Here is a 22,495-nt window from a genome sequence, read left to right as displayed (position 1 = left end):
CATTGAAAAAACTGATTTTTGCTGCGCTTTTCAGCGCCACGGCTTCGCTTGCCCTGATGTCACCTCAGCCGGCACACGCCAACGATAAATTCAAGCTCATTCTGGACTGGTATGTGAACCCTGACCATGGGCCTATCATCGTGGCTGACAAGCTCGGTTACTTCAAGGATGCAGGACTTGATGTAGACATCGTGGCACCAGCGGACGCTTCCGTGCCACCCAAAATGGTTGCGGCCGGGCAGGCTGATCTCGCAATTTCCTATCAGCAGCAGGTGCATCTCGATGTGCATGCCGATATTCCGCTGATCCGTGTCGGCACGTTGGTGGATTCCCCGCTCAACTGCCTGATGGTGCGCGATGACGGTTCGGTCAATTCAATCGCCGATCTCAAGGGCAAGAAGATAGGTTTCTCGGTTGCGGGTGTTGAAGAGACAGTGCTCGGCACAATTCTCAAAAAACACGACATTCAGCTTTCAGATGTTGAACTCATCAATGTGAACTTCTCGCTCGCACCATCGCTCATGTCGAAGCAGGTTGATGCGGTGATGGGCGCTTATCGCAATGTCGAACTCAACCAGATGGCGGTTGAAGGTGTTGCGGGCAAGTGTTTCTTCGTCGAGGAAGAAGGTGTGCCAGTCTATGACGAGCTGGTTTATGTCGCCAACTCCAACAAGCTTGATGCCGCCGAAAAAGACAAGATTTCGCGCTTTCTCTCTGCCACGGAAAAGGCAGCGCAATACATCGTCAATCACCCGGAGCAGAGCTATGAGGTGTTTGCGTCCTACAGTTCTGAACTCAAAGACGAGCTGAACCAGCGCGCCTGGAAAGATACCGTCGCCCGTTTCTCACGCTCCCCTGCCAGCCTCGATTATGGACGCTGGAGCCGCTACGAAACCTACCTCAAGGAAAACGGCCTCGTGCCCTCGATCCTGCCTGTCGAGAAATTTGCCATCGACATCAATGCTGAAGGGAGCAAATGATGAGCGTGCCACAGCCGCATTATTCGTCAGAATTATTCACCCGTCTGCGGGCAGCAACCCTTGAGGACTGGAAGCCTTATATCGATCATGAGTTTGTACGTGGGCTTGGCGATGGTACGTTGCCCAAGTCAGCTTTCCTGCACTATCTCAGACAGGATTATGTCTATCTGCATCATTATGCCCGTGCCTTTGCGCTTGGTGTCGTGAAGGCAGGCAGCTTGCAGGAAACGCGGCTTTGCGCGGAAATCATGCACGGGCTGGCGGTTACGGAACTGCCGCTGCATGTCGGCATCTGCGCGCGCGAAGGCATCAGCGAAGACGATCTTTACAACACCCGCGAAGAGCCGGAAAATCTGGCCTATACGCGCTATGTGCTGGATTGCGGCTATCAGGGCGATTTTCTCGACCTGCTGACCGCCCTTGTGCCTTGCGCACATGGTTATGGTGAAATCGGGATCAACCTTGCCGCAACGGCAAAGGCTGGCACACCTTATCAGGAGTGGATCGACACCTATGCCGGGGCTGATTATCAGGACATGTGCCATACGGTCGGCAAGCTTTTTGATCAGGCCGCCAAAGATCGCATTGGCACCGATTTCGAGAACAGTCCGCGCTGGCCAAAGCTCTGCCAGATTTTTGCAATCGCCAGCAGGCTTGAAGCGAATTTCTGGAGCATGGGGCTAAAAGCAAAGTGACGAGCGTGGTTTCTCGCTCCCGTAAAAAACGCATCGCCGACGGGTTTCTGTCGGCGTTTGCAGTGCTCGGATTGTGGCAGGCAGTGGTGAGCATCTGGCAAATGCCACGCTTCATTTTGCCCGGTCCACTTGATGTGGTTCTCTCCCTCCTCACCAATGCGCAGCTGATCGCGGATAATGCCATCGTGACATTTGGCGAAGTACTGGGTGGGCTTTTTCTTGGCTGTGCCATTGGTGTGCTGACCGCAATTGGCCTGATGATGTCGCCGCTTGCTCAACGGCTTGTCATGCCCGTGATGGTGTTCAGTCAGGCCATCCCTATATTTGCACTTGCCCCGATCCTCACCCTCTGGCTCGGATACGGCCCGGCATCCAAAATTGCCGTCACCATTCTAATGATCTTTTTCCCGGTCGTTTCCACCTTTTTGGATGGAATGCAGCGCACCGATCAAACCCTTATCAACGCGGCGGAAAATCTCGGCGCCAAACGGATGCATATTCTGTTTCGCGTTCGCATACCCGCGGCCTTCCCTTCGCTTGCTTCAGGCTTGAGCTTGGCGGCAGTCTATGCGCCAATCGGTGCGGTTGTGGGCGAATGGGTCGGCGCATCGAAAGGTCTTGGCTATCTTATGTTACTTGCCAATGGGCGCGCCAAGGTCGATCTCATGTTCGCCAGCCTGTTTGTGCTGGCAGCCTTCACAATGCTGCTGCATGCAACCATTTCGCATTTCTCGCGCAAGCTCGCGGCTTGGCCACGAAAGGTATAAAGCGCGATGTGCTTTAAAGCATTTCCAAACGCAAAAGCGGTTCCCGCTTTTGCGTTTGGAAATGCGTAAAAACAAATAGTTACAGCAGCTTCAATGATTCAATATTAACTGGAACCGCTGTAAGTCTTTGCTCTACGCATGTCTTAGCCTCAAAACCGTTCCAACTTTTGGGAGACATTCTGGTCTGACATTTTTGCCACACTCAATAGGTTGAAAGCAAAATTCCGCATTTTGCCACTTGGCAAAAACATTTGCTCATTTATTGTGCAGACATCTGAAACACTGGCAAGAGGTATGAGATGCGTGTCTATCCATTTCCGTCGGTGCCCGGTGTTAACGCGGGCGCTTCCAAGCTTTAAGTCTTTGGCCCGTGCTGCAGGCTAAGGCCTGACCGCCCTCCCTAAAAGGGCACATTCCTAAAAACTTCCCAATTTGCCGCAGCCCTTCCGGCTGCTTGTTTTATCTTCGTTTCACGCTTTGTCCGACGCAAAACCGCTTCGCACTTTTGCTGGAAATGCTTTTAAAGGAACCAGAATCCGCCGTTTTGCGGGCTGGTATTATTCATATGACTCGGTTTCGTATAGATTTCCGGGGACCTGCGTTCCGCAATGTCCTTGGCTACACTTTCAGCCACTGGCGAAGTCAGCCCGTGCGGCTGTCGCTGATGATTATCGGCATGCTGCTTGCAACAGCCGCAGATGTTTTGACTCCGCTCTATTCAGGGCGACTGGTCGATGCGCTTTCGCTTAGCGGCGACAATGCATGGAACGCCGCAATCGAGGCCCTGATCGTCCTGCTTGTGCTGGGCGCAGTAGCGCTCATAACACGTCAGCTGACCTTCTATGTCATTACAGACTTCACACTGAAGATCATGAGTGACATGGCAGCAAGCTCGTTCCGCAGGCTGCAACGGTTTTCAACCGATTGGCACGCCAATGCTTTTGCGGGATCAACGGTGCGCAAGGTTTCGCGCGCCATGTGGGCGCTTGACCTGCTCAACGACACGCTGATCGTCGCACTGCTGCCGTCAATACTGATGTTGCTCGGTTCGGTTGCTTTGCTTTCGTGGTACTGGCCGATGATGGGCTTGCTGGTTGCTATCGGCTCGGTGCTTTTCATCGTGTGCACGATCGTGATTTCGCTGGGCTTTGTTGCACCTGCAGCAACGCTCGCTAACAGCTGGGACACACGCATGGGCGGCGCTTTGGCCGATGCCATTTCGTGCAATGCAGTCGTTAAGGCTTTCGGTGCTGAAGGTCGTGAAGATGCGCGTCTTGCAAAGGTTGTCACCAAGTGGCGCGGCCGGACACGCCGCACCTGGCTGATTGGCACACTGAACGGCTTCATTCAGGGCGCAAATCTGCTGATTATGCGCGGTGTGGTCATTGCCTTTGCGCTTTACCTGTGGAGCCAGGGTAAAGCAACGGCGGGTGACATCACCTTCGTTCTGACCGCTTTCTTCATGTTGCAGGGCTATCTGCGCGACGTTGGTATGCATATCCGCAACCTGCAGCGTTCGGTCAATGACATGGAAGAACTGGTTCAGATTGAAGCCGAGCCTTATGGCATTGCCGACAGGCCGGGTGCGTCTGCAATCAAGATTGGAAATGGCGAGATCACATTCGATAACGTCACCTTCCATTACGGCAACCACGCAGCAGCGCTTTATCGCGACTTCTCGGTCAAGATTGATGCTGGTGAGCGTGTGGGGCTGGTCGGTCATTCGGGTTCGGGCAAGACGACATTCGTCAAGCTCATCCAGCGTCTTTACGATGTCAGTGGCGGTGCCATTAAGATTGACGGTCAGAACATTGCGGAAGTCACACAGGCTTCGCTGCGTTCACAGATTGCCATCGTGCAACAGGAGCCAATTCTGTTTCACCGGACGCTGGCCGAAAACATTGCTTATGCCCGTCCCGGCGCAACACAGGCCGAGATCGAGCACGCAGCAATGCTTGCCAGTGCGCATGATTTCATCATGCGTCTACCAAAGGGCTATGCGACGCTTGTTGGCGAGCGTGGCGTGAAGCTTTCTGGTGGCGAACGTCAGCGTGTGGCAATTGCCCGTGCGTTTCTGGCAGATGCACCGATCCTTATTCTGGATGAGGCAACGTCGAGCCTTGACTCAGAATCGGAGTTGCTGATCCAGCAGGCCATGGAGCGGCTGATGATCGGTCGTACGACGCTTGTCATTGCACACCGGCTTTCGACGGTTCGTGCGCTTGATCGGTTGCTGGTCTTCGACAAAGGCGAGATCCTCGAAGAAGGCGATCACGATGCACTTATCCGTAAGCCGGGTGGCATTTATCGCCGCATGTTTGAACGACAAGCCCTGGAACTGACCAAGGGACTGGAAGATGTTCTTCCATCTTAAAAACGAAAGGGGCCGGGATTACCGGCCCCGCTTTAATCTTTTGCTTTTCCGCATGTCTCGACCCAAAAACCGGTTCCCACTTTTGGGAGACATGCTTTACTCCGCCGCTTTGCCGGACGACTGACGGATGATCAGCTTATATTCGACATGCCGCGATGGCGATGCGTCGCCGCTTTCGATCTGCTGTAAAAGCATATCCACGGCATCACGGGTCATCTCGCGTATGGGCTGACGAATGGTGGTAATCTGTGGCGAAACCATGCTTGCGATAGCGCTGTCATCGAAGCCCACAATGGTCAGATCACCGGGCACGTCCAGCTTATAATCATAGGCAATCTGCAGAACGGCTGCCGCCATATCATCATTGGAAGCGAAAATAGCCGTTGGCCTTTTTTGCAGCTCCATCAGTTTTCTGCCAGCCGTCAACCCGCTGTCAAAACTGAACCCACCGCCAACTTCATAATCGGGATTGTGCTCGATGCCTGCCTCATCAAGCATCCGGCGATAGCCCTCAAGGCGCAACTGCGCAGAACGATGCGTCAGATCACCAATAATGATAGCAATCCTCGTATGGCCTTGCTTGAGAAGATAATCCATCAGGTCAAAGGTGGCGGCGGCGTCATCGATTGCCACGCTGTCAGTCGGATGCACATTAAAATCACCCGCCACCCGTGAAAATGGCATGGCGGAAGCAATCAATTCCTGCAAAATCTCTGGATCATCAGACATGGGTGGCGTGACGATTATGCCATCAAGCCCGGAAGCATGCGCGGTTTCAATCAACGAACCGCGAATATCGGCACGATTTTCGACCGGAAATATCAGCAGCCGGTAGCGGGTGCCACGCAGACGATCCAGCGCTCCGTTCTGCAATTCTGTGACATAACTGTGGCTTGGATTTTCAAAGAAAAGCCCAATGAGATGCGAGCGTCTTTCAACCAGATTGCGCGCTGCCGCATTCGGGCGATAGCGCAGCTCGGCACCCGCTTCTCTCACACGCTCACGGATCGTGTCGCGCACATTGGGTTCATCATTGTAAACCCTTGATACTGTCTTGATAGACACGCCAGCGAGACGCGCCACATCATGGATTGTCGCTCTTTTATTGGATGCGGCCATGGCCGATATGTACTCTCTCCCCGGTATTCCCAATAGTTTAAGTAGCTGCTTTGCCTATCAACGCAAAGCGCTAAAGCGCGATGCGCTTTAACTATTGTTTTTACGCCTGTCTTTATCCCCAAAACCGTTGCCCACTTTTGGGAGACATGTTTCAAATCGTGCATATCTTGGAGCGGGTGAGAAAACGCTTTTCACGGCCATTGTCGAGCGAGAACATACCACCTCGCCCCGGCACGACATCAATGATGAGTTCGGTATGCTTCCAGGCTTCGTATTGCGAGCCGCTGATGTAAAACGGTGCACCACCGATCTCGCCAAGCTTCACATCTGCATCAGACAACAGTAAATCGCCTTGCGGATAGCACATCGGCGAGGAGCCATCACAGCAACCGCCCGACTGATGAAACATGATCGCCCCGTATTCTGCCTGCAATTCATTTATCAGCTCGAGCGCTGCGTCAGTCGCAGTAACCTGCTGATTTTGTGCAACTTGCGCCATGCTTCCTCCTCCCATGAAGAAAGCCGCCGCATTACTACGGCGGCTTTATTTACAAATATGCCCTGATTACTGCGTCAGGTCCATTACAACGCGGCCTTCAATCTGGCCCGCGCGCATTTCATCAAAAATCGCATTAATATTGTCGATCTTGTCGGTGCGAATGGTCGCCTTAACCTTGCCATCGGCGGCAAAATCAAGCGATTCCTGCAGATCAAGGCGCGTGCCGACGATAGAGCCGCGCACGGTAACACCGTTCAACACCATGTTGAAAATCGACAGTGGGAATTCACCAGCTGGCAGCCCGTTGAGCGCAATTGTGCCGCCACGCGCAGCCATGCCGATTGCCTGTTCAAAAGCCTTCGGCGAAACGGCTGTGACAAGCACGCCCTGTGCGCCGCCATCGGTTTCTTTCTTGATATAGGCTGCCGGATCATTATGCGTCTTGGCATTGACCGTCACAGTCGCACCAAGCCTGCGGGCGAGATCCAGCTTCTTGTCGTCGATATCGACGGCAGCAACATTCAGCCCCATCGCTTTGGCATATTGCACTGCCATATGGCCAAGACCGCCAATGCCGGAAATCACCACCCAATCACCGGGCTTGGTGTCCGTGACCTTGAGGCCTTTATAGACTGTTACGCCTGCGCAAAGGATAGGCGCGATCTCGTTGAACTCGATGTTCTTGGGCAGGTGTCCAACGAAATTGGGATCAGCAACGACATAATCAGCAAAGCCGCCATTGACGGAATAGCCGGTATTCTGCTGCTCTTCGCAAAGCGTTTCCCAGCCACCCAAGCAATGCACGCAATGGCCGCAGGCCGTATAGAGCCAAGGAATGCCGACGCGGTCACCTTCCTTGACATGCTTGACGCCTTTACCGACAGCCGAGACAAAACCAACGCCTTCGTGACCGGGGATAAATGGAGGGTTAGGCTTTACGGGCCAATCGCCCTCAGCGGCATGAAGATCGGTATGACAGACGCCAGACGCCTGAATTGCCACCTGAATCTGGCCATCTCCCGGCTGGGGAATCGGGACTTCGTCAATTGTCAGTGGTTTACCGAATTCGCGGACCACGGCCGCTTTCATTGTCTTTGCCATTGGAAGTTCCTTCTGTTTTTAGGCGGGCCGGCAAGGGTATAAACCGCACCGACCCGCCACTTTCCTGGGAGGAAACAGGGGGGAACGGCCTCAGATCGATAGTGCAAGTGAGGCCGTACTGTACCGATGAAACTGCAAGGATAGGCGGCGGCTCGAGGCGTGAAAGCCACGAACCGCCTTTACTTTTTAGAAGAAGCCGAGCTTCTTCGGGCTGTAGCTCACCAGCATGTTTTTGGTCTGCTGGTAATGGTCGAGCATCTTGAGGTGGTTTTCACGACCGATACCCGACTGCTTATAGCCACCGAACGCCGCATGGGCCGGATAGGCGTGGTAGCAATTTGTCCAGACGCGGCCTGCCTGAATGGCACGACCAAAGCGATAAGCGCGCGTACCGTCACGCGTCCATACACCTGCGCCAAGACCATAAAGTGTGTCATTGGCAATCGCGAGCGCTTCGGCATCGTCCTTAAAGGTCGTGACCGAAACAACAGGACCGAAGATTTCCTCCTGGAAAATCCGCATCTTGTTGGTGCCTTTGAAGACGGTCGGCTTGACGTAATAGCCGCCTGCCAGATCACCGGCGAGCTCATTGCGTCCACCGCCGGTCAACACTTCTGCACCTTCCTGCTTGCCGATATCGATATAGCTCAGGATTTTTTCCAGCTGTTCGCTAGATGCCTGCGCACCGATCATGGTTGCCGGATCAAGAGGATCACCCTGAACGATTGCCTCGACACGCTTCAAAGCGCGTTCCATGAACTTGTCATAGATTTTTTCATGAATCAGCGCACGGCTTGGACAGGTGCAGACTTCGCCCTGATTAAGCGCGAACATGACAAAGCCTTCGATAGCCTTGTCGAAGAAATCGTCATCTTCCGCAGTGACGTCGGAGAAGAAGATGTTTGGCGACTTGCCGCCCAGTTCCAGCGTAACCGGGATAAGGTTCTGGCTGGCATATTGCATGATGAGACGACCGGTCGTCGTTTCACCGGTAAAGGCGATCTTGGCTATGCGCGGGCTCGATGCAAGTGGCTTGCCAGCTTCCAGACCGAAACCATTGACTACGTTGAGCACGCCCGCAGGCAGAAGATCACCAATGATCTCCATCAGCACGAGGATGGATGCAGGTGTCTGTTCTGCTGGCTTCAGCACCACGCAGTTACCGGCAGCAAGTGCTGGCGCCAGCTTCCAAACAGCCATAAGAATTGGGAAGTTCCACGGAATAATCTGGCCGACGACACCGAGCGGCTCGTGGAAATGGTAAGCGACCGTGTCGTGGTCGATTTCCGAAATTCCGCCTTCCTGCGCACGGATTGCACCGGCAAAATAACGGAAGTGATCAATAGCAAGTGGCAGATCCGCATTTGTGGTTTCGCGGATCGGCTTGCCGTTGTCCCATGTTTCAGCGGCTGCGAGTTTCGGCAGATTTGCCTCGATGCGGTCTGCGATCTTGTTAAGGATAACGGCACGTTCAGCAGGGCTGGTTCTGCCCCATGCATCCTTGGCTGCGTGTGCCGCATCAAGAGCCGCATCAACATCGGCCGCATCAGAACGTGCAACTTCGCACAGAACCTGGCCATTGACTGGGGATGTGTTTTCGAAATAGCGGCCAGACTTGGGTTCAACCCATTTGCCGCCAATGAAATTGCCATAGCGTTTGGCAAACTCCGGCTTTACGGAGCGATGAAATTCTACCTTGTTCATGACATTCCTCCCAAAGACAACGCCGCTCCTACGGCGTTTCTTAATTCAAGATGGCGCGGCTCTTGGGAGGAGTCATCCACACCGATGACTATGCAGGATCAATGTGTCTCAATAATGAGACACATTGGAAAACCGAATGAAGATTCTAGTTCGGACGAATGATTTTCAGGCGATTGAGCTTACGGTGAAGCGTGGCACGGCTGATACCAAGAAGCTTGGCAGCGGAGGAAACATTGCCATCTGAACGCGCAATGGCCCGCAGGATAACGCTTCTTTCAGACTCCGCCATATCCTCTCGCGGATCCGCATTCCAACCCAAAATGTCAGCAGCCGGAAGTGCTGCCGAAAGGGTTTCATCGGTAAGACCGAGAGAAAGCCTTGCAGCCCTTGTCGCACCAATCACCAGATCATCCTTGTCGACTGCGATCAGCGCACCGCCGGTGCGATCAGCACTTGGAGCCAGCATTATGCGTGCCTGAGGAAAAGCCTGACGGAAGTTTTCAGCCTCTATCCGGCGAGCCGCATCAATAACCGCGACGGAAATCAGTTGAACAAAGGCCTCAGTCAGATCGCTGCGGCATGATGAGACATCAAGCGCTGCCATCAGCCGACCCTGATGGTCGTGGATCGGCGCAACCGTGCAGGAAAGGCCTATGTTTCGAGTGTGAAAATGTTGATCGCGATGGATGGTCAGCGCACGTTGTTCGGCGATGCAGGTTCCAATCCCGTTGGTGCCTTCGACAGCTTCGCTCCACACGGCACCGGTCCACAGACCCCACTCGTAGAATGTATCATCATCGCCTGCAGCACCCCGTCGCTCAACCGGCACGCCGTCACTGTCAGCGAGAAGCACACAGCAACCAACACCGCCGACCGCCATATAAAGGCGATCCATGCTCGCTTGGGCTATATTGACGACACGCTCCATACGCTCACGCACATTGCGAAATTCGCCGTCAGAAAGCGTCTGGACGGCACCAAGCTCCGCCGGGTCCAGTCCATGCAACTGTGCTGATCGCCGCCATGACGCGACGAGAGCCGAGCGGGCCGCACCACCCGTATCGATAGCGGACTGGATGCGGTCAGCATGAATTCTGTCTTGCGGTGCACCCATGTTTTCCTCCCAGAAAGGCTGGAAACCGCCTGCCGGAAGATAATGACTTTTTATATCAAGCGTTGCAAGTCAGGGATTAAGCAGCTTTCACTGGTTGAACGAAAGCCTCAAGAGCAGAAACCTCTATCGCGTTCATTCGCAGGCCAAGTTTTGTGCGTCGCCATAAAATGTCTTGTGCCGTATGCGCCCACTCATTCTCAACGAGATAGCGCACTTCTGCTTCGTAGAGATCGGCACCAAAATGCCGCCCGAGATCAGCCAGCGAACTCGCCTTGCCAAGCAGTACGTGTGCTCGCGTTCCATAGAGCCTGAACAAACGACGCGCATGAGTGGACGAAAGAAACGGATAGGCCGCTTTCAGCTTTTCAAGCTCACGATCAAAGGACGTTGCCTCAAAATCGCCACCCGGCAGAGGTGCTGCATGGGTCCATGATGCACCTTTTTTGCCTAAACGATGCTCGATCTTCTCAAGCATATGCTCGGCTAGCCTGCGAGCCGTGGTCAGCTTGCCACCAAACACGTTGATCAGCGGAGCGGCATCCTGAGGGGCATCTTCTTTCAACACATAATCGCGGGTTGCTTCCTGCGCCTTGCTTGCGCCGTCATCATAAAGCGGGCGCACACCGGAATAGGTCCAGACAATATCCTCAAGGCGCACTGGCTCCTTGAAATATTCACTGGCACAAGCGCAGAGATAATCGGTTTCCCTGTCACTGATCGCAGCTTTGGCCGGGTCGCCCTTATAGTCCTGATCAGTGGTGCCGATCAGCGTAAAATCGTCCTCGTAGGGAATGGCAAAGATGATACGTCCGTCATTGTTCTGGAAGAAATAGGAACGCGGATCGGAGAACTTTTTGCGCACCACGATATGGCTACCCTGAACCAGACGCACATTGTGCAGTTGCCGATCGCCCTCAACGCCCTGCAATACCTTATCGGCCCATGGGCCAGCGGCATTGACCAGCAGACGCGCACGAACCTCTTCGCGCCTACCAGTGTCGATATTTTCCAGCGTCACAGTCCATGCTTCATGGTCACGGCGCGCGGATACGACCTTGGTTCGTGTGCGGATCATCGCTCCACGATCGGCGGCGTCACGCGCAGTCAGGGCGGTGAAACGAGCATCATCCACCCAGCAATCCGAATATTCGAAAGCCTTGGTGAAAAGTGGCTTCAATGGTGCGCTAGAAGGGTCGGTTCGCATGTCGAGCGTGCGCGTCGCAGGCAGTTTCTTGCGGCCACCCAAATGGTCGTACAGAAACAGGCCAAGGCGCAAAAGCCAGGCCGGACGCACGCCGCCCTTATGAAAAGGCAGCACAAAGCGCATCGGGTGGATGAGATGCGGCGCATTGGCCCACAGCACTTCCCGCTCCATCAGCGCTTCGCGCACCAGACGGAACTCGTAATGCTCCAGATAGCGCAAACCACCATGAATGAGCTTGGTGGCGCGCGACGAGGTGCCACTTGCCAGATCGTTCATCTCGGCAAGACCAACAGAGAAGCCACGCCCCACGGCGTCTCTTGCAATGCCGCATCCGTTGATGCCGCCACCGATTACGAAAATGTCGAATATTTTATCGAATATTTTATTCTGCGCCATGGCGAACCCTGAAGACCTTCTCCAACCACCAAAGCGAATATAATTCATTTCATACGAAAGCAAAACGAAAATGAAACGAAACTACAATTCTTTCTCCTCAGCAGAGGCTTGCTCGGCGGTTTCGATGAGTTCGACCTCGTTTTCGCGGCACAAATCGCGCAATTGCTGTGACGGACAACGGTCAGTGATGAAGGTATGGACCTGCGATATATGACCAAGTCGTACTGGCGCCGTTCGTTCGAGCTTTGTTGAGTCGGTCACAAGAATCACGTGGCGTGCATTGGCGATGATAGCCTGAGCGACTTTCACTTCGCGGAAATCGAAATCGAGCAGAGCACCATCTTCATCCATCGCTGAGGCACCAATGATCGCATAATCGACCTTGAACTGACGGATGAAATCAACCGCCGCTTCACCCACAATACCACCGTCGGAGGCACGAACGACACCGCCAGCAATAACGACCTCTATTTCGGGATAGACACGCAGCGTGTTGGCGACATTGATATTGTTGGTGATGACCATCAGGTGATTGTGGTCTATGAGCGCGTGACTGACAGCCTCGGTCGTCGTGCCAATATTGATAAAAAGCGATGCGCCATCGGGGATCATTTCAGCAGCCGCCCGCCCGATCAGCTCCTTCTCATGCGCTGCGATACGGCGGCGCGCCTCATATTCCATGTTCTCAACCCCAGATGGGTAGAGTGCGCCGCCATGAATGCGCCGCAGCAAACGCGCCTTGCAGAGATCATTGAGATCCTTGCGCACAGTTTGTGGTGTCACATCGAACGCGGCTGCCAGATCATCGACCAGCACCTGCCCTTGTCGGCGAGCGATATCCAGAATTGCATTGTGGCGAGGAGTAAGCTGCATTTTGTGCCCGGCGATGGAATTGTTCTAACTAGAGCGAGTCGCTTTTGATCATACCCAACGCGCTCGCTCTGTCTCTTTATTTTCACGCATGCCGTTATCGGAAAACCGGTTCCCACTTTTCCGCGACATGCTTTGAGTTCGTAATTTCGCTGTTTTGCAAGAGAAAGCAACCGCTTGATGACACATCAGCCGGAAAGCGACCTCACGAGGCAGAAATTCTCGCTTCTCAATTGAAGGCAACCAGCTTTTTGCGCGTTCCCCTCCCAACATAGTCCTGCAATCGCAATCGCTAGCTATAAACTTTCGTTTAGAAGCAAAACTAACGTCATAATTGGCGATTTGAAAATATCCGAACGATAGCAATAAAGATTAATAATAATAAACCACTTACACGTTGTAGGTAAAAAATAACACAACATTATATTCACAAGCCTACGAATTTTCATAATATCGAAATAATCCTTTTCGTGCGTAAAATGGAAATAATAAAATAAATGATATTGGCGCCTCTATCATAATAAAAGCATAAAAATACAAAGTAAAAAGTGGAAGGGGTTAGCTATGTCTAAACTGGGTATCCTTTGCTTGTCTGGCACACTTCTTCTCTTCGGAGGAAGTGCGTTCGCTCAAACCGTGAATGTAGATAATAACACAAACTCGTCGGCTCAGGCCGGCGCCACAGCTATCGCTGTTGGCGGAGGTAACAACTCGCCAGACAAAATCAAAACCACCGTTCCGGCCTTTGCACCGGGACTTGTGGCAGCGGGCGTGCATTCTTGTGCAGGTTCGGCGAGCGTCGGCGTCGGAGCTACAGGCTGGGGCCTCGGCATCGGCAGTACATATGAAATGCGTGAATGTAATCGGCGCGCCTATGCGGCAGCACTTCTGGGCATGGGGCAAAACGGGGCGGCACTTGATCTGATTTGCCTCAACAAGGAAGTCAGAGCATCCCTCAATGCGACAGGTGTGTTCTGCCCTTCACAGGGAGCTCGCTCCGCATCCGCGCCGCGTCAAGTAAAGCAGGCACCACTTTTGGCATCTGTCTCTAACGAAGAGCCAGCGTCAATTCCTGCAAGTGCAACTGGTACTACGCCACCACCACAAGCAACTGGCCGTAAGCGTACTTATTCTGCAAAAGCCCTTGGCCTGAGTTCAGACCAGTTGCGCGCCAAGGGATGTGTTCTGCGTAATACATCGAGCAACAGCCGGGCATGGCACTGCCCCGGACCGCTCATGTAAAGCCGGGGCGGCGGCTCAGAGCATCGGCTCAAAATCAATTTTTTGGGCCGATGCTCGCTCTAGTGGTCTAACTCCGACACCCCTCGGCTATTCGCTTTGGACACATGTCGGTCAAAAACAGGAGGAGTTTCATCGTGAAGAAAATCATTATTGCTTCTATCGCACTTCTCGCGGCTGGCGCTCTGCCTGCAGCCGCGCAAACCGTAAACTGGAATGGCAGCTTTGGTGGTGCCAGCGGCGCAGGCTCGGCAGTGACGGGCGGCTTTGCATTCGGCGCAGGTTCCACCGCTGCTGGCCAGGCCGCAACCACTGGCTGGGCAGAAGGCAAAGGCACGGTCCTTGGCATAGGCGGTGGCATGGGTAGCAAAATGGGTCATTACGGCGGCAGCGGCGGCATTGGTTCGGGCTACTTTACATCCGGCTCAGGCGGCCAGTCGGCAGCTACGGCCCAATCCGGAACCGGGTTTCTCGGTGGCAGTTCCGCAGGTTCTGCCTTTGGCACGACATCCGGAGGATCATCTGGCAGCATCAGCCTTCGTCGCTGATTGGAGTTAGGGCTGTTACGTGCGCAGCAGGTTTTCGCAGAGGATTCAAACGGAGCTTGAAATCAACCTAACCGAAAGACTGCAGCGGGAGGTCATCGCGTTTACTCTCGCTCAGAAAAGAATGAGAGTCCCCTCAAAGGATACCCACTCTCATTCTGTAGGGGCAGGTGCAAATCTGCCCCTACCCTTTTACTCAGAGCGCGTTTCGCTCTCACTGTTTGTTTTAACGAGCATCTTTTCCGAATACCGTATAGATGCATCAAAAACTAAGAAGCGCCGGCTGAGTTTTCAGTCCGACGCTTCAAATTTTCCAGAGTGTATCAGTATGCATGCGGATAATTTCATTCCTCGCTGAATTTATTGCCGTACATTTTGTGCAGCTTGCAAGCGACTTCGGTGCGGTTGGCGGCACCGATCTTTCTCATAATGTTATGAACATGCGCCTTTACTGTGCCTTCACTCATACCAAGTTCAAACGCAATGATCTTGTTGGACTTACCCACTCGGATTGCATGAACGACTTCAATCTCGCGTACCGTCAATAACTCGCCCAATACATCATCGCTCAAGTCCTCCGGCGGCGGTTTCATCAGCATCGAAGCTGGCACATACATCCCACCCGCCAAGGCAAGATGAATGGCCTCCACGCAAATCTTGATATCGACCGATGTCGGAATGTAGCCGCGCGCTCCAATCTCCATCGCACGCAAAACCTGCGACCACTCCTCACGTTCGGCAAGGAGTACGAGCGGTATCGGATGCCATGCCTTTACCGCAGCCTCCACCTCATCGGAAAAAAACGGATCGGCGAGACGTTTTGAGCCGATATGCATGAGGATAACGATTGCACCATTCAACGCCATGTTCTTATCGATAGATGCATAGCTAACGACGGGCAGTTTAAGTCCGTTCATCATTAGTCCGTTGAAGAGGCACTCCCGCTCCAGATTGCTTTTACAGACGAGCATTAAATGTGGCTCACTCTGCACAGGCAAACCGGCCGAATATCCTCTGTCTTTTGTTCGCTCACCTATAGCAATAGAAACTCCATCGCCGCTGCCATCAGGTGTCGCCCATAAGTACTGTTCTCTAACTTCCAACATTGCTTAGTTTCCCCTGTTACTCAGGTTTGCATTCGACGCAAAACACTAGTCATGCTAAAAACTGCGCTAGTTTATTAGGATTTTTATTGCCAACCCCGGTGAAGACTGGTCTAAATATTGCTATCGTCAAATAAACGTGTCATTAACTTATGTTAGCGCTTTATAAAAAAATGTAGTCACCATTAGAACGACTTCGGGAACAGAAAGTTATAAATTCTATAACTTTCGTTGGGCATAGGCAGCAAATGCATAGTGGTAACCTGAACACCACCGCCCTACTGATCGACGGCTTGGTTAGCTTATTGGAGTCTCCTCCAATTCTGGCCAAATTAAACACGCAAGAAAAACAAGCTTTGCAGTCTCTCGTCATTTCCGAGAGCAGTTATCCTGCTGATGCCGTCATCATTGATCAGGGCGCTCGTATAAGAAGTATTCATCTGGTGCGTTCAGGCTGGGGATGCGTTTATCGCGATCTTTCGAGTGGCGAACGCCAAATCATCGACTTTCCCATGCGATGTGACTTTGTCGGGCTGAGAACCGCAGACGGTTACAGCTACAATACGATCAAGACGATCACACCGATGTCGGTTTATGAAATACCGCTAACATCGCTGGAAAAAACAATCTGGCAGATTCCCAGACTGAGCATGATTTTCATTGAGCTTCTTTCGCGGCAGCGTTCGATGCTCATTGAACACCTGACGAATGTTGGCTGCCGAAGCGCATTTGTCCGCACGGCGCATCTTTTGCTGGAGCTTTCAGATCGCGTCAAATCCTGCGGAATGGGTGAGCCAGACTCATTTTATTGTCCACTCACACAGTATCAGCTCGCGGACGCCCTGGGCCTGACCCCCATTCATCTCAATCGCATGATGCGTGAGTTGCGCGAAGAAGGGCTCGTGATGTTCAGATCGTATAAGGTTGAAATTCTCGACAGGCAAAGACTGGTCGAAATTGCCGAATATGACGGCGAGTTCATGCGAATGTCCGTATTTGGCAAAACGAAGTAGTTTCACCGGTTTCGCATACATATTTTTTTGGAATATTAATTAAGAAGAAAATGGTCGGAGCGAGAGGATTCGAACCTCCGACCCTCTGGTCCCAAACCAGATGCGCTACCAGGCTGCGCTACGCTCCGTGTCCATATAATCGTGACTCTTAAGCCCGACCGTGAAGCGGCTTATAGCGCTGCCGTTTTCAAGTCGCAAGGGGCGTATGCGCTTTTTTTCCAGTCTTTTGAAGACATGTCCCGATTAGCCGACTTATCAGTCGCACAGAGGGGCTTTGATGCTGCTTACAGCGGTTCCAGTTAATATTGAATGGTTGGAACCGCTGTAACTATTTGTCTTTACGCATTTCCGAACGCAAAACCGGTTCCCACTTTTGCTGGAAATGCTTTAGTTTAAGCAAAAACAGGAACTGTCCCTGCGCCATAAGCGACAAAATCGGGATTGGCGAAGCTTTGCACCGTGCCATCGGACCGTTGACCGTAAGTCAGTGGAAGCGCATCAAATGTGGTCGTCATTCCGCCAGCCGCGCGAAGTACTGCGTCACCAGCCGCCGTATCCCACTCCATTGTCGGGCCAAAGCGGGGATATAAATCGGCTTCACCGCGCGCAATCATGCAAAATTTGAGCGAAGACCCTACGGAAACACTATCGCCGATCTGGTTGGCCTTCAGAAACTGCTCTGTCTCCGTTGTAATATGAGACCGGCTGCACACCACGACGCGCTTCGCAGGAGCAATGCGCGCCTTAATCGATCGTTGGCTTTTGGCGATATGGTCAAAACTCGTTACAATTTCAACAGCACCATCAGGGCTTCCCACATAGAGAAGATTGCGCACCGGCGCATAGACCAGACCAGCCACAGGTGCACCGTCTTCTATAAGCGCGATATTCACTGTGAAGTCGCCATTGCGCAGTAGAAATTCCCTCGTTCCATCCAGTGGATCGATCAGCAGGAATTTTCGTCCCAGATGCGCAGGCAAGCGCCCTGCAGCCGCTTCTTCTTCTGCCACCACCGGAATATTGGAGGCAACAGAAGCGAGCGCGGAGAGAATAATGGCTTCAGCCGCATGATCCGCCTCAGTGACCGGGGACTGATCCTTCTTGGCACTCACCGCACATCCGTCGGTATAATGCTTCATGATCACGCGCCCGGCCTCAAGCGTCGCCTCTTGCAAAACGGCAAGAAGTGCCTGGCCGTCAAGATCAGCTTTTGGAGAGGCGGATATCTTCATTTTCTCAAATCGACCAGGAATCGCTGCCATAGCTGCCGATAACACCACGTTCGGCCAGATACTTTTCCACCTCTGCGACGAGTTCGTCAATGTCACGACCTGCGGTGTTGAGATGTAACTCGGGTGAAAGCGGTGTTTCATAAGGAGAATCGATACCCGTAAAGGCTTTGATCTCGCCTCGCAGTGCCTGCGCATAAAGCCCCTTCGGATCACGCGCCATGCATTCCTCAATCGGTGTGTCGACAAAGATTTCGATGAACTCAGCTTCCGGCAGCCGTGAACGCACGCGATCCCGTTCAGAACGGAACGGCGAAATGAACGATACCAGCGTAATCAGCCCAGCATCGGCCATCAGCCCCGCCACTTCACCAACACGGCGGATATTTTCCGCCCTATCTTCGTCGGAAAAGCCGAGATCGCTATTGAGACCATGACGCACATTATCGCCATCGAGCAAATAGGTATGTTTGCCGAGCGCGTGAAGCCGTTGTTCGAGCCGGTTGGCGATCGTGGACTTTCCAGATGCTGAAAGCCCCGTGAACCAAAGCACGGCAGGCTTCTGGAATTTTTGCGCAGCACGCGCCTGCTTGTCGAGATCAAAAGCCTGCAGATGCACATTGGTCGCCTGACGCAGCGCACTATCGATCATGCCGGCACCAACAGTTGCATTGGTGAGACGGTCAATCAGCACGAAAGCGCCCGTCACGCGGTTATCCGCATAAGGATCAAATATAATCTGATCCGCCGTCTGAAGATGGCAGAAGCCAACCTCGTTCAGATCCAGTTGTGTAACGTCTTCCTGCGCGAATGTGTTGACGTCAGTGCGGTACTTGATCTCGTTGATCGTGACCGGTGTTTGGTCCGTTTCGGTACGCAGGAGATAGGAACGGCCCGGCAGCAAAGCCTCTTCGCCAAACCAGACCACATTCGCGCTGAAACGGTCGGCCACTTCTGGGCGTGCCTCAGCTCCCACAAGCATGTTACCGCGAGAGACCTCGATCTCGTCTTCGAGAACCAGAGTTACCGCCTGCCCTTCGGAAGCACGCGGTAAATCCCCATCATAAGTGGCGATGCGTTTGATCTTCGATTGCTTGCCCGACTTTGCGACAACAACTGTGTCGCCTTGTGTGATTACACCAGAAGCGACGGTCCCGGAAAAACCGCGAAAATCGAGATTAGGCCGGTTTACATATTGTACGGGCAAGCGAAATGGCCTGGCATTCGCTTCCGTATCAATCCGCACCGTTTCCAGATGTTCAAGCAGATATGGCCCTTCATACCAATCGATACGTGGAGACAGGCTGGTAACATTATCCCCGTAGCGTGCCGAAAGCGGAATGGCCTGGATGCTCGCAAAGCCTAATTCTTTGGCGAAGCTCATATAATCAGCGACAATTCCGTCAAAGGCTTCTTGTGAGAAATCAACCAGATCGATCTTGTTGACGGCCACCACAATATGCCGAATGCCTAAGAGCGAAGCGATGAAGGAGTGACGACGCGTCTGTGTCAGCACGCCCTGACGTGCATCGATCAGCACAACAGCAAGATCGGCAGTCGATGCGCCAGTTGCCATGTTGCGCGTATACTGTGCATGGCCGGGCGTGTCAGCTACGATGAATTTGCGGCGTGGCGTTGAGAAAAAGCGATAAGCGACATCAATGGTGATGCCCTGCTCGCGCTCTGCCTCGAGACCATCAACCAGCAGGGCAAAGTCAAAATCATCTTCGGTCGTGCCGAACTTGCGACTGTCGTTCTTCAGCGTCGCAAGCTGGTCTTCAAAAATCAACTTGGTATCGTAAAGAAGGCGACCGATCAGCGTGGACTTACCGTCATCAACGGAGCCGCAAGTGAGAAAGCGCAGAAGCGTTTTGCGCTCCTGATCGGCCAGAAAATCGCTGACGGCTGCACTTGTTACAGAGGCCTTTAGTACGGCGTTCATCAGAAATAGCCCTCCCGCTTCTTCTTTTCCATTGAACCAGCCTCATCGCGGTCAATGGCGCGGCCCTGACGCTCGGATGTGCGGGCGATCAGCATTTCTTCGACAATATCGGACAGATTGGTGGCGCTTGATTCAATCGCGCCAGTGAGCGGGTAGCAACCGAGTGTGCGGAAGCGCACCAGGCGTTCTTCCACCTTTTCACCGGGACGAAGCGTCATGCGGTCGTCATCGACCTTGATCAGCATGCCATCGCGCTCAACCACAGGACGGTTCGCGGCGAAATAGAGCGGCACAATCGGGATATTTTCCTGCAGGATATACTGCCAGATATCCAGCTCGGTCCAGTTGGAGAGCGGAAAGACGCGGATCGATTCACCAGCTGAAACCCTCGTATTATAGACCCTCCACATTTCAGGACGCTGGTTCTTAGGGTCCCAGCCGTGCTGTGCATTGCGGAACGAAAAAATGCGCTCCTTGGCGCGGGATTTTTCTTCATCTCGGCGCGCGCCACCGAAAGCAGCATCGAACTTGTATTTATCAAGTGCCTGTCTCAGTCCCACCGTTTTCATAACATGGGTGTGAACATTGGAGCCATGGGAGAAGGGGCCAACACCATCGCGCACGCCGTCTTCATTGATATGCACCAGCAGCTCAAAGCCCTTATCGCGGGCTTGCGCATCGCGAAACTCGATCATCTCGCGGAATTTCCATGTCGTATCGACATGCAGGAAAGGAAATGGCGGTGGCGCAGGATAGAATGCCTTCATCGCCAGATGCAGCATCACTGACGAGTCCTTGCCCACCGAATATAGCATAACCGGATTGGAGAAGGTCGCGGCAACCTCGCGAAAGATATGAATTGCTTCTGCTTCCAGACGCTCAAGATGCGTCAGGTTCTTGGTCAGGGATGCGTGATGCACGTCTGTTTCTCCCGGAAACCGGATCGGACTTTAACTTCGACGCGCATCTAATCCGAAAACCGTTTCACACTTTTCGGGATGCGCTTTATACCAAGGCGGCTCAAGATGCTGACGCATCACGCCTTGAAAATGTTCAATCGCCACACCGGCTTAACCAAAGTCCGATGAGTCTTACTCAATGAACTTTGGTTTTAGAGCGTCGTGCGTCCTTTCGGACGCACAAAGCACGATGCGTAGTAGCTGGCGGGAGGGTGGGCAGATGCCTTGATCCGGCGCTAGCGTGGAAAACCACTCTGAGCGCATTGTCGTGAAAGACAGGACAAAAGGAAAAGTATGCTATCGCTTATTGCGAGAGGCTTGAGCGAAAACTTGCCTGTTTTTTGCCAGAAGCAGGAACAAACTTGCGCAGCATCAAGAAACTGTATTCTGAGCCAAGTGACGGAAAATACTACTAAATTTGTGGTATTAAAGCAGTTTTTTGAAGGCAAAACTTTTGTCAAACAAGGATTGAAGCATCCTTCGGTCCAAACCGCCGAAGGATAGAAGTTATTAGAACGCGTTTCGATCTGATTGGATCAGATCGGCGCTCTAATTTAGTCTATTTCAGTATAATCTTATCAATCCTCGTTTCACTCCGGTCAGATTCTGCTCTAGAGCAGACCAAAAGTCCGCGCCTTGGCGACAGCCTGTACCTTGTTCACAGCAACAAGTTTGATGAGAACATTGCTGATATGAAAATTAACGGTCCGGGTCGAGATATTGAGGATCCTACCGATAATCTCAGCAGTCTTTCCTTCGCTCGTCCACCGCAGGATCTCGCGCTCACGTGCCGTCAGATTAACCTCCGCCACACAATTGATGCTGGGAACATCGACATGTTCATACATGGCAAGATGCAGAAGATTGGTTACAATCTGCATCTGGCGACGCAGCATCGAGATTTCGCCTTCTGACAAAGCTGGTCTCTCGCGCAGGAATGTGAGAATTCCAAAAACGCCCTGAGCCGCCCAGCATGGCTGGGAAATACCAGCCTTCAAACCAAACGCTTGTGCATCCGCCCATATTTGGGGAGCTTCCGCAAACTGTCGAGCCGACCAAACCAAAGGCTCGATGCTATTTATCCCTCGCCTGATAATCGGATCAATATCCGCGTATTTCTTGGCGGCGTAGTGCTTCTGCCAGCCGTCGGGCAAGGATTCAAAACGCACCCAGCGAGCAACACTGTTCAGAGACGGCACACACATGGCATATGAAGCATATTGAAAGCCGAGCGCTTCAGCATAAGATCTAACGTGTTCAAATAACTGCTCTGCATTATCGGATGATTGTATCTTCTCGTATAAATCTTCCCATTTCATTGCATGAATCCCAACATTTTCCTTATGAAGCAATATTTACTCTAAAAACGCTGCAAGCATACACACTCCGGCATCGATATATTGCCAGACAAACAAATATAAACTGAAGGGATTCTATGGCGCCGGAATCCGCGAATTCAAATCATCGACTACAAAACCGTAAGCCACCTGTATTACATAACACATGATTCTTGGGTCAGCCATACATAATGATTTCAAGATTTTTCGGCATTTTCAAAAAGCCAATATTTATTCTATGAAAATAAAACTTTAGTAAATTAAATATAAAGACCCCATAATGCGGGGCCTTTATATTTATTATT

19 protein-coding genes and 1 tRNA gene are annotated in these 22,495 nt (G+C 52.6%); 7 read left to right on the top strand and 13 right to left on the bottom strand.

The annotated features are described in order from the left end of the window. Positions 1-2 precede the first annotated feature (2 nt). The 4 genes from OIV19_RS02515 to OIV19_RS02500 all read left to right on the top strand — a co-directional run bounded on the left by OIV19_RS02515 (position 3) and on the right by OIV19_RS02500 (position 4,816). Positions 3-980: an ABC transporter substrate-binding protein gene (locus OIV19_RS02515; protein ID WP_095445954.1), complete on the top strand. Its 978-nt coding sequence runs from the start codon at positions 3-5 to the stop codon at positions 978-980. After that, positions 980-1,675, top strand: a complete 696-nt coding sequence (gene tenA, locus OIV19_RS02510; protein ID WP_264230655.1) for a thiaminase II — start codon at positions 980-982, stop codon at positions 1,673-1,675. The genes OIV19_RS02515 and tenA overlap by 1 nt, the downstream gene beginning before the upstream one ends. After that, positions 1,672-2,442 (top strand): ABC transporter permease, encoded by a 771-nt coding sequence (locus OIV19_RS02505; protein ID WP_264230566.1) that lies wholly within the window; start codon positions 1,672-1,674, stop codon positions 2,440-2,442. The genes tenA and OIV19_RS02505 overlap by 4 nt, the downstream gene beginning before the upstream one ends. A 565-nt stretch (positions 2,443-3,007) precedes the next feature. Then, on the top strand, positions 3,008-4,816 hold the full coding sequence (locus OIV19_RS02500) for an ABC transporter ATP-binding protein (RefSeq protein ID WP_264230565.1): 1,809 nt from the start codon (positions 3,008-3,010) through the stop codon (positions 4,814-4,816). 96 nt (positions 4,817-4,912) lie between these two features. On the opposite strand, the gene OIV19_RS02495 is transcribed toward OIV19_RS02500, so the two are convergent. The 7 genes from OIV19_RS02495 to OIV19_RS02465 form a co-directional block, all read right to left on the bottom strand. Beyond that, positions 4,913-5,935, bottom strand: coding sequence for a LacI family DNA-binding transcriptional regulator (locus OIV19_RS02495; protein WP_095445950.1), 1,023 nt, complete (start codon positions 5,933-5,935; stop codon positions 4,913-4,915). Between the two features lie 151 nt (positions 5,936-6,086). Continuing rightward, positions 6,087-6,434, bottom strand: a complete 348-nt coding sequence (locus OIV19_RS02490; protein ID WP_264230564.1) for a DUF779 domain-containing protein — start codon at positions 6,432-6,434, stop codon at positions 6,087-6,089. A gap of 66 nt (positions 6,435-6,500) precedes the next feature. Next, positions 6,501-7,535, bottom strand: coding sequence for an alcohol dehydrogenase AdhP (gene adhP / locus OIV19_RS02485; protein ID WP_095445948.1), 1,035 nt, complete (start codon positions 7,533-7,535; stop codon positions 6,501-6,503). A 186-nt stretch (positions 7,536-7,721) separates the two neighbouring features. Continuing rightward, the gene (adh, locus tag OIV19_RS02480; RefSeq protein WP_095445947.1) at positions 7,722-9,239 is read right to left on the bottom strand and encodes an aldehyde dehydrogenase; all 1,518 of its coding nucleotides are present in this window, start codon (positions 9,237-9,239) and stop codon (positions 7,722-7,724) included. 145 nt (positions 9,240-9,384) lie between these two features. Continuing rightward, positions 9,385-10,353 (bottom strand): GAF domain-containing protein, encoded by a 969-nt coding sequence (locus OIV19_RS02475; RefSeq protein WP_264230563.1) that lies wholly within the window; start codon positions 10,351-10,353, stop codon positions 9,385-9,387. Positions 10,354-10,429: 76 nt separating this feature from the next. Beyond that, complete coding sequence (gene glpD / locus OIV19_RS02470) at positions 10,430-11,953, bottom strand: glycerol-3-phosphate dehydrogenase (RefSeq protein WP_264230562.1); 1,524 nt, start codon at positions 11,951-11,953, stop codon at positions 10,430-10,432. Positions 11,954-12,034: 81 nt separating this feature from the next. Beyond that, positions 12,035-12,826: a DeoR/GlpR family DNA-binding transcription regulator gene (locus OIV19_RS02465; RefSeq protein ID WP_264230561.1), complete on the bottom strand. Its 792-nt coding sequence runs from the start codon at positions 12,824-12,826 to the stop codon at positions 12,035-12,037. A gap of 561 nt (positions 12,827-13,387) precedes the next feature. On the opposite strand from OIV19_RS02465, the gene OIV19_RS02460 reads away from it, so the two are divergent. Then, positions 13,388-14,065, top strand: coding sequence for a hypothetical protein (locus OIV19_RS02460; RefSeq protein ID WP_264230560.1), 678 nt, complete (start codon positions 13,388-13,390; stop codon positions 14,063-14,065). 134 nt (positions 14,066-14,199) lie between these two features. Continuing rightward, on the top strand, positions 14,200-14,610 hold the full coding sequence (locus tag OIV19_RS02455) for a hypothetical protein (RefSeq protein ID WP_095445942.1): 411 nt from the start codon (positions 14,200-14,202) through the stop codon (positions 14,608-14,610). Between the two features lie 341 nt (positions 14,611-14,951). Here OIV19_RS02455 and OIV19_RS02450 read toward each other — a convergent pair whose 3' ends face one another. Next, positions 14,952-15,713 (bottom strand): helix-turn-helix transcriptional regulator, encoded by a 762-nt coding sequence (locus OIV19_RS02450; protein ID WP_151094739.1) that lies wholly within the window; start codon positions 15,711-15,713, stop codon positions 14,952-14,954. Positions 15,714-15,958: 245 nt separating this feature from the next. Here OIV19_RS02450 and OIV19_RS02445 point away from each other — a divergent pair, with 245 nt between their 5' ends. Then, a complete protein-coding gene (locus OIV19_RS02445) occupies positions 15,959-16,723 on the top strand; it encodes a Crp/Fnr family transcriptional regulator (protein ID WP_095445940.1) in 765 nt (254 codons plus the stop codon). 51 nt (positions 16,724-16,774) lie between these two features. Here the strand turns inward: OIV19_RS02445 and OIV19_RS02440 are convergent. From OIV19_RS02440 to OIV19_RS02420, 5 genes are all read right to left on the bottom strand, one after another. Continuing rightward, a tRNA-Pro gene (locus OIV19_RS02440) sits at positions 16,775-16,851 on the bottom strand. Between the two features lie 264 nt (positions 16,852-17,115). Beyond that, a complete protein-coding gene (gene cysQ, locus OIV19_RS02435) occupies positions 17,116-17,955 on the bottom strand; it encodes a 3'(2'),5'-bisphosphate nucleotidase CysQ (RefSeq protein ID WP_095447833.1) in 840 nt (279 codons plus the stop codon). Between the two features lie 4 nt (positions 17,956-17,959). After that, complete coding sequence (gene cysN, locus OIV19_RS02430; RefSeq protein ID WP_264230559.1) at positions 17,960-19,894, bottom strand: sulfate adenylyltransferase subunit CysN; 1,935 nt, start codon at positions 19,892-19,894, stop codon at positions 17,960-17,962. Next, positions 19,894-20,814, bottom strand: coding sequence for a sulfate adenylyltransferase subunit CysD (cysD, locus tag OIV19_RS02425; RefSeq protein ID WP_264230558.1), 921 nt, complete (start codon positions 20,812-20,814; stop codon positions 19,894-19,896). The genes cysN and cysD overlap by 1 nt, the downstream gene beginning before the upstream one ends. A gap of 650 nt (positions 20,815-21,464) precedes the next feature. Beyond that, positions 21,465-22,172 (bottom strand): LuxR family transcriptional regulator, encoded by a 708-nt coding sequence (locus OIV19_RS02420; protein ID WP_264230557.1) that lies wholly within the window; start codon positions 22,170-22,172, stop codon positions 21,465-21,467. Positions 22,173-22,495 lie beyond the last annotated feature (323 nt).

Origin of the sequence: Brucella sp. HL-2, assembly GCF_025846885.2 — a bacterium.
Lineage (GTDB): Bacteria > Pseudomonadota > Alphaproteobacteria > Rhizobiales > Rhizobiaceae > Brucella > Brucella quorumnocens.
This window is presented reverse-complemented; position numbering and strand designations above follow the sequence as displayed.

Coding starts and splice junctions, on each gene's coding strand:
- adhP (WP_095445948.1), bottom strand. CDS start 7,535: ATGGCAAAGACAATGAAAGCGGCCGTGGTCCGCGAATTCGGTAAACCA.
- OIV19_RS02450 (WP_151094739.1), bottom strand. CDS start 15,713: ATGTTGGAAGTTAGAGAACAGTACTTATGGGCGACACCTGATGGCAGC.
- adh (WP_095445947.1), bottom strand. CDS start 9,239: ATGAACAAGGTAGAATTTCATCGCTCCGTAAAGCCGGAGTTTGCCAAA.
- OIV19_RS02475 (WP_264230563.1), bottom strand. CDS start 10,353: ATGGGTGCACCGCAAGACAGAATTCATGCTGACCGCATCCAGTCCGCT.
- OIV19_RS02495 (WP_095445950.1), bottom strand. CDS start 5,935: ATGGCCGCATCCAATAAAAGAGCGACAATCCATGATGTGGCGCGTCTC.
- tenA (WP_264230655.1), top strand. CDS start 980: ATGAGCGTGCCACAGCCGCATTATTCGTCAGAATTATTCACCCGTCTG.
- cysN (WP_264230559.1), bottom strand. CDS start 19,894: ATGAACGCCGTACTAAAGGCCTCTGTAACAAGTGCAGCCGTCAGCGAT.
- OIV19_RS02500 (WP_264230565.1), top strand. CDS start 3,008: ATGACTCGGTTTCGTATAGATTTCCGGGGACCTGCGTTCCGCAATGTC.
- glpD (WP_264230562.1), bottom strand. CDS start 11,953: ATGGCGCAGAATAAAATATTCGATAAAATATTCGACATTTTCGTAATC.
- cysQ (WP_095447833.1), bottom strand. CDS start 17,955: ATGAAGATATCCGCCTCTCCAAAAGCTGATCTTGACGGCCAGGCACTT.
- OIV19_RS02460 (WP_264230560.1), top strand. CDS start 13,388: ATGTCTAAACTGGGTATCCTTTGCTTGTCTGGCACACTTCTTCTCTTC.
- OIV19_RS02445 (WP_095445940.1), top strand. CDS start 15,959: ATGCATAGTGGTAACCTGAACACCACCGCCCTACTGATCGACGGCTTG.
- OIV19_RS02420 (WP_264230557.1), bottom strand. CDS start 22,172: ATGAAATGGGAAGATTTATACGAGAAGATACAATCATCCGATAATGCA.
- OIV19_RS02490 (WP_264230564.1), bottom strand. CDS start 6,434: ATGGCGCAAGTTGCACAAAATCAGCAGGTTACTGCGACTGACGCAGCG.
- OIV19_RS02465 (WP_264230561.1), bottom strand. CDS start 12,826: ATGCAGCTTACTCCTCGCCACAATGCAATTCTGGATATCGCTCGCCGA.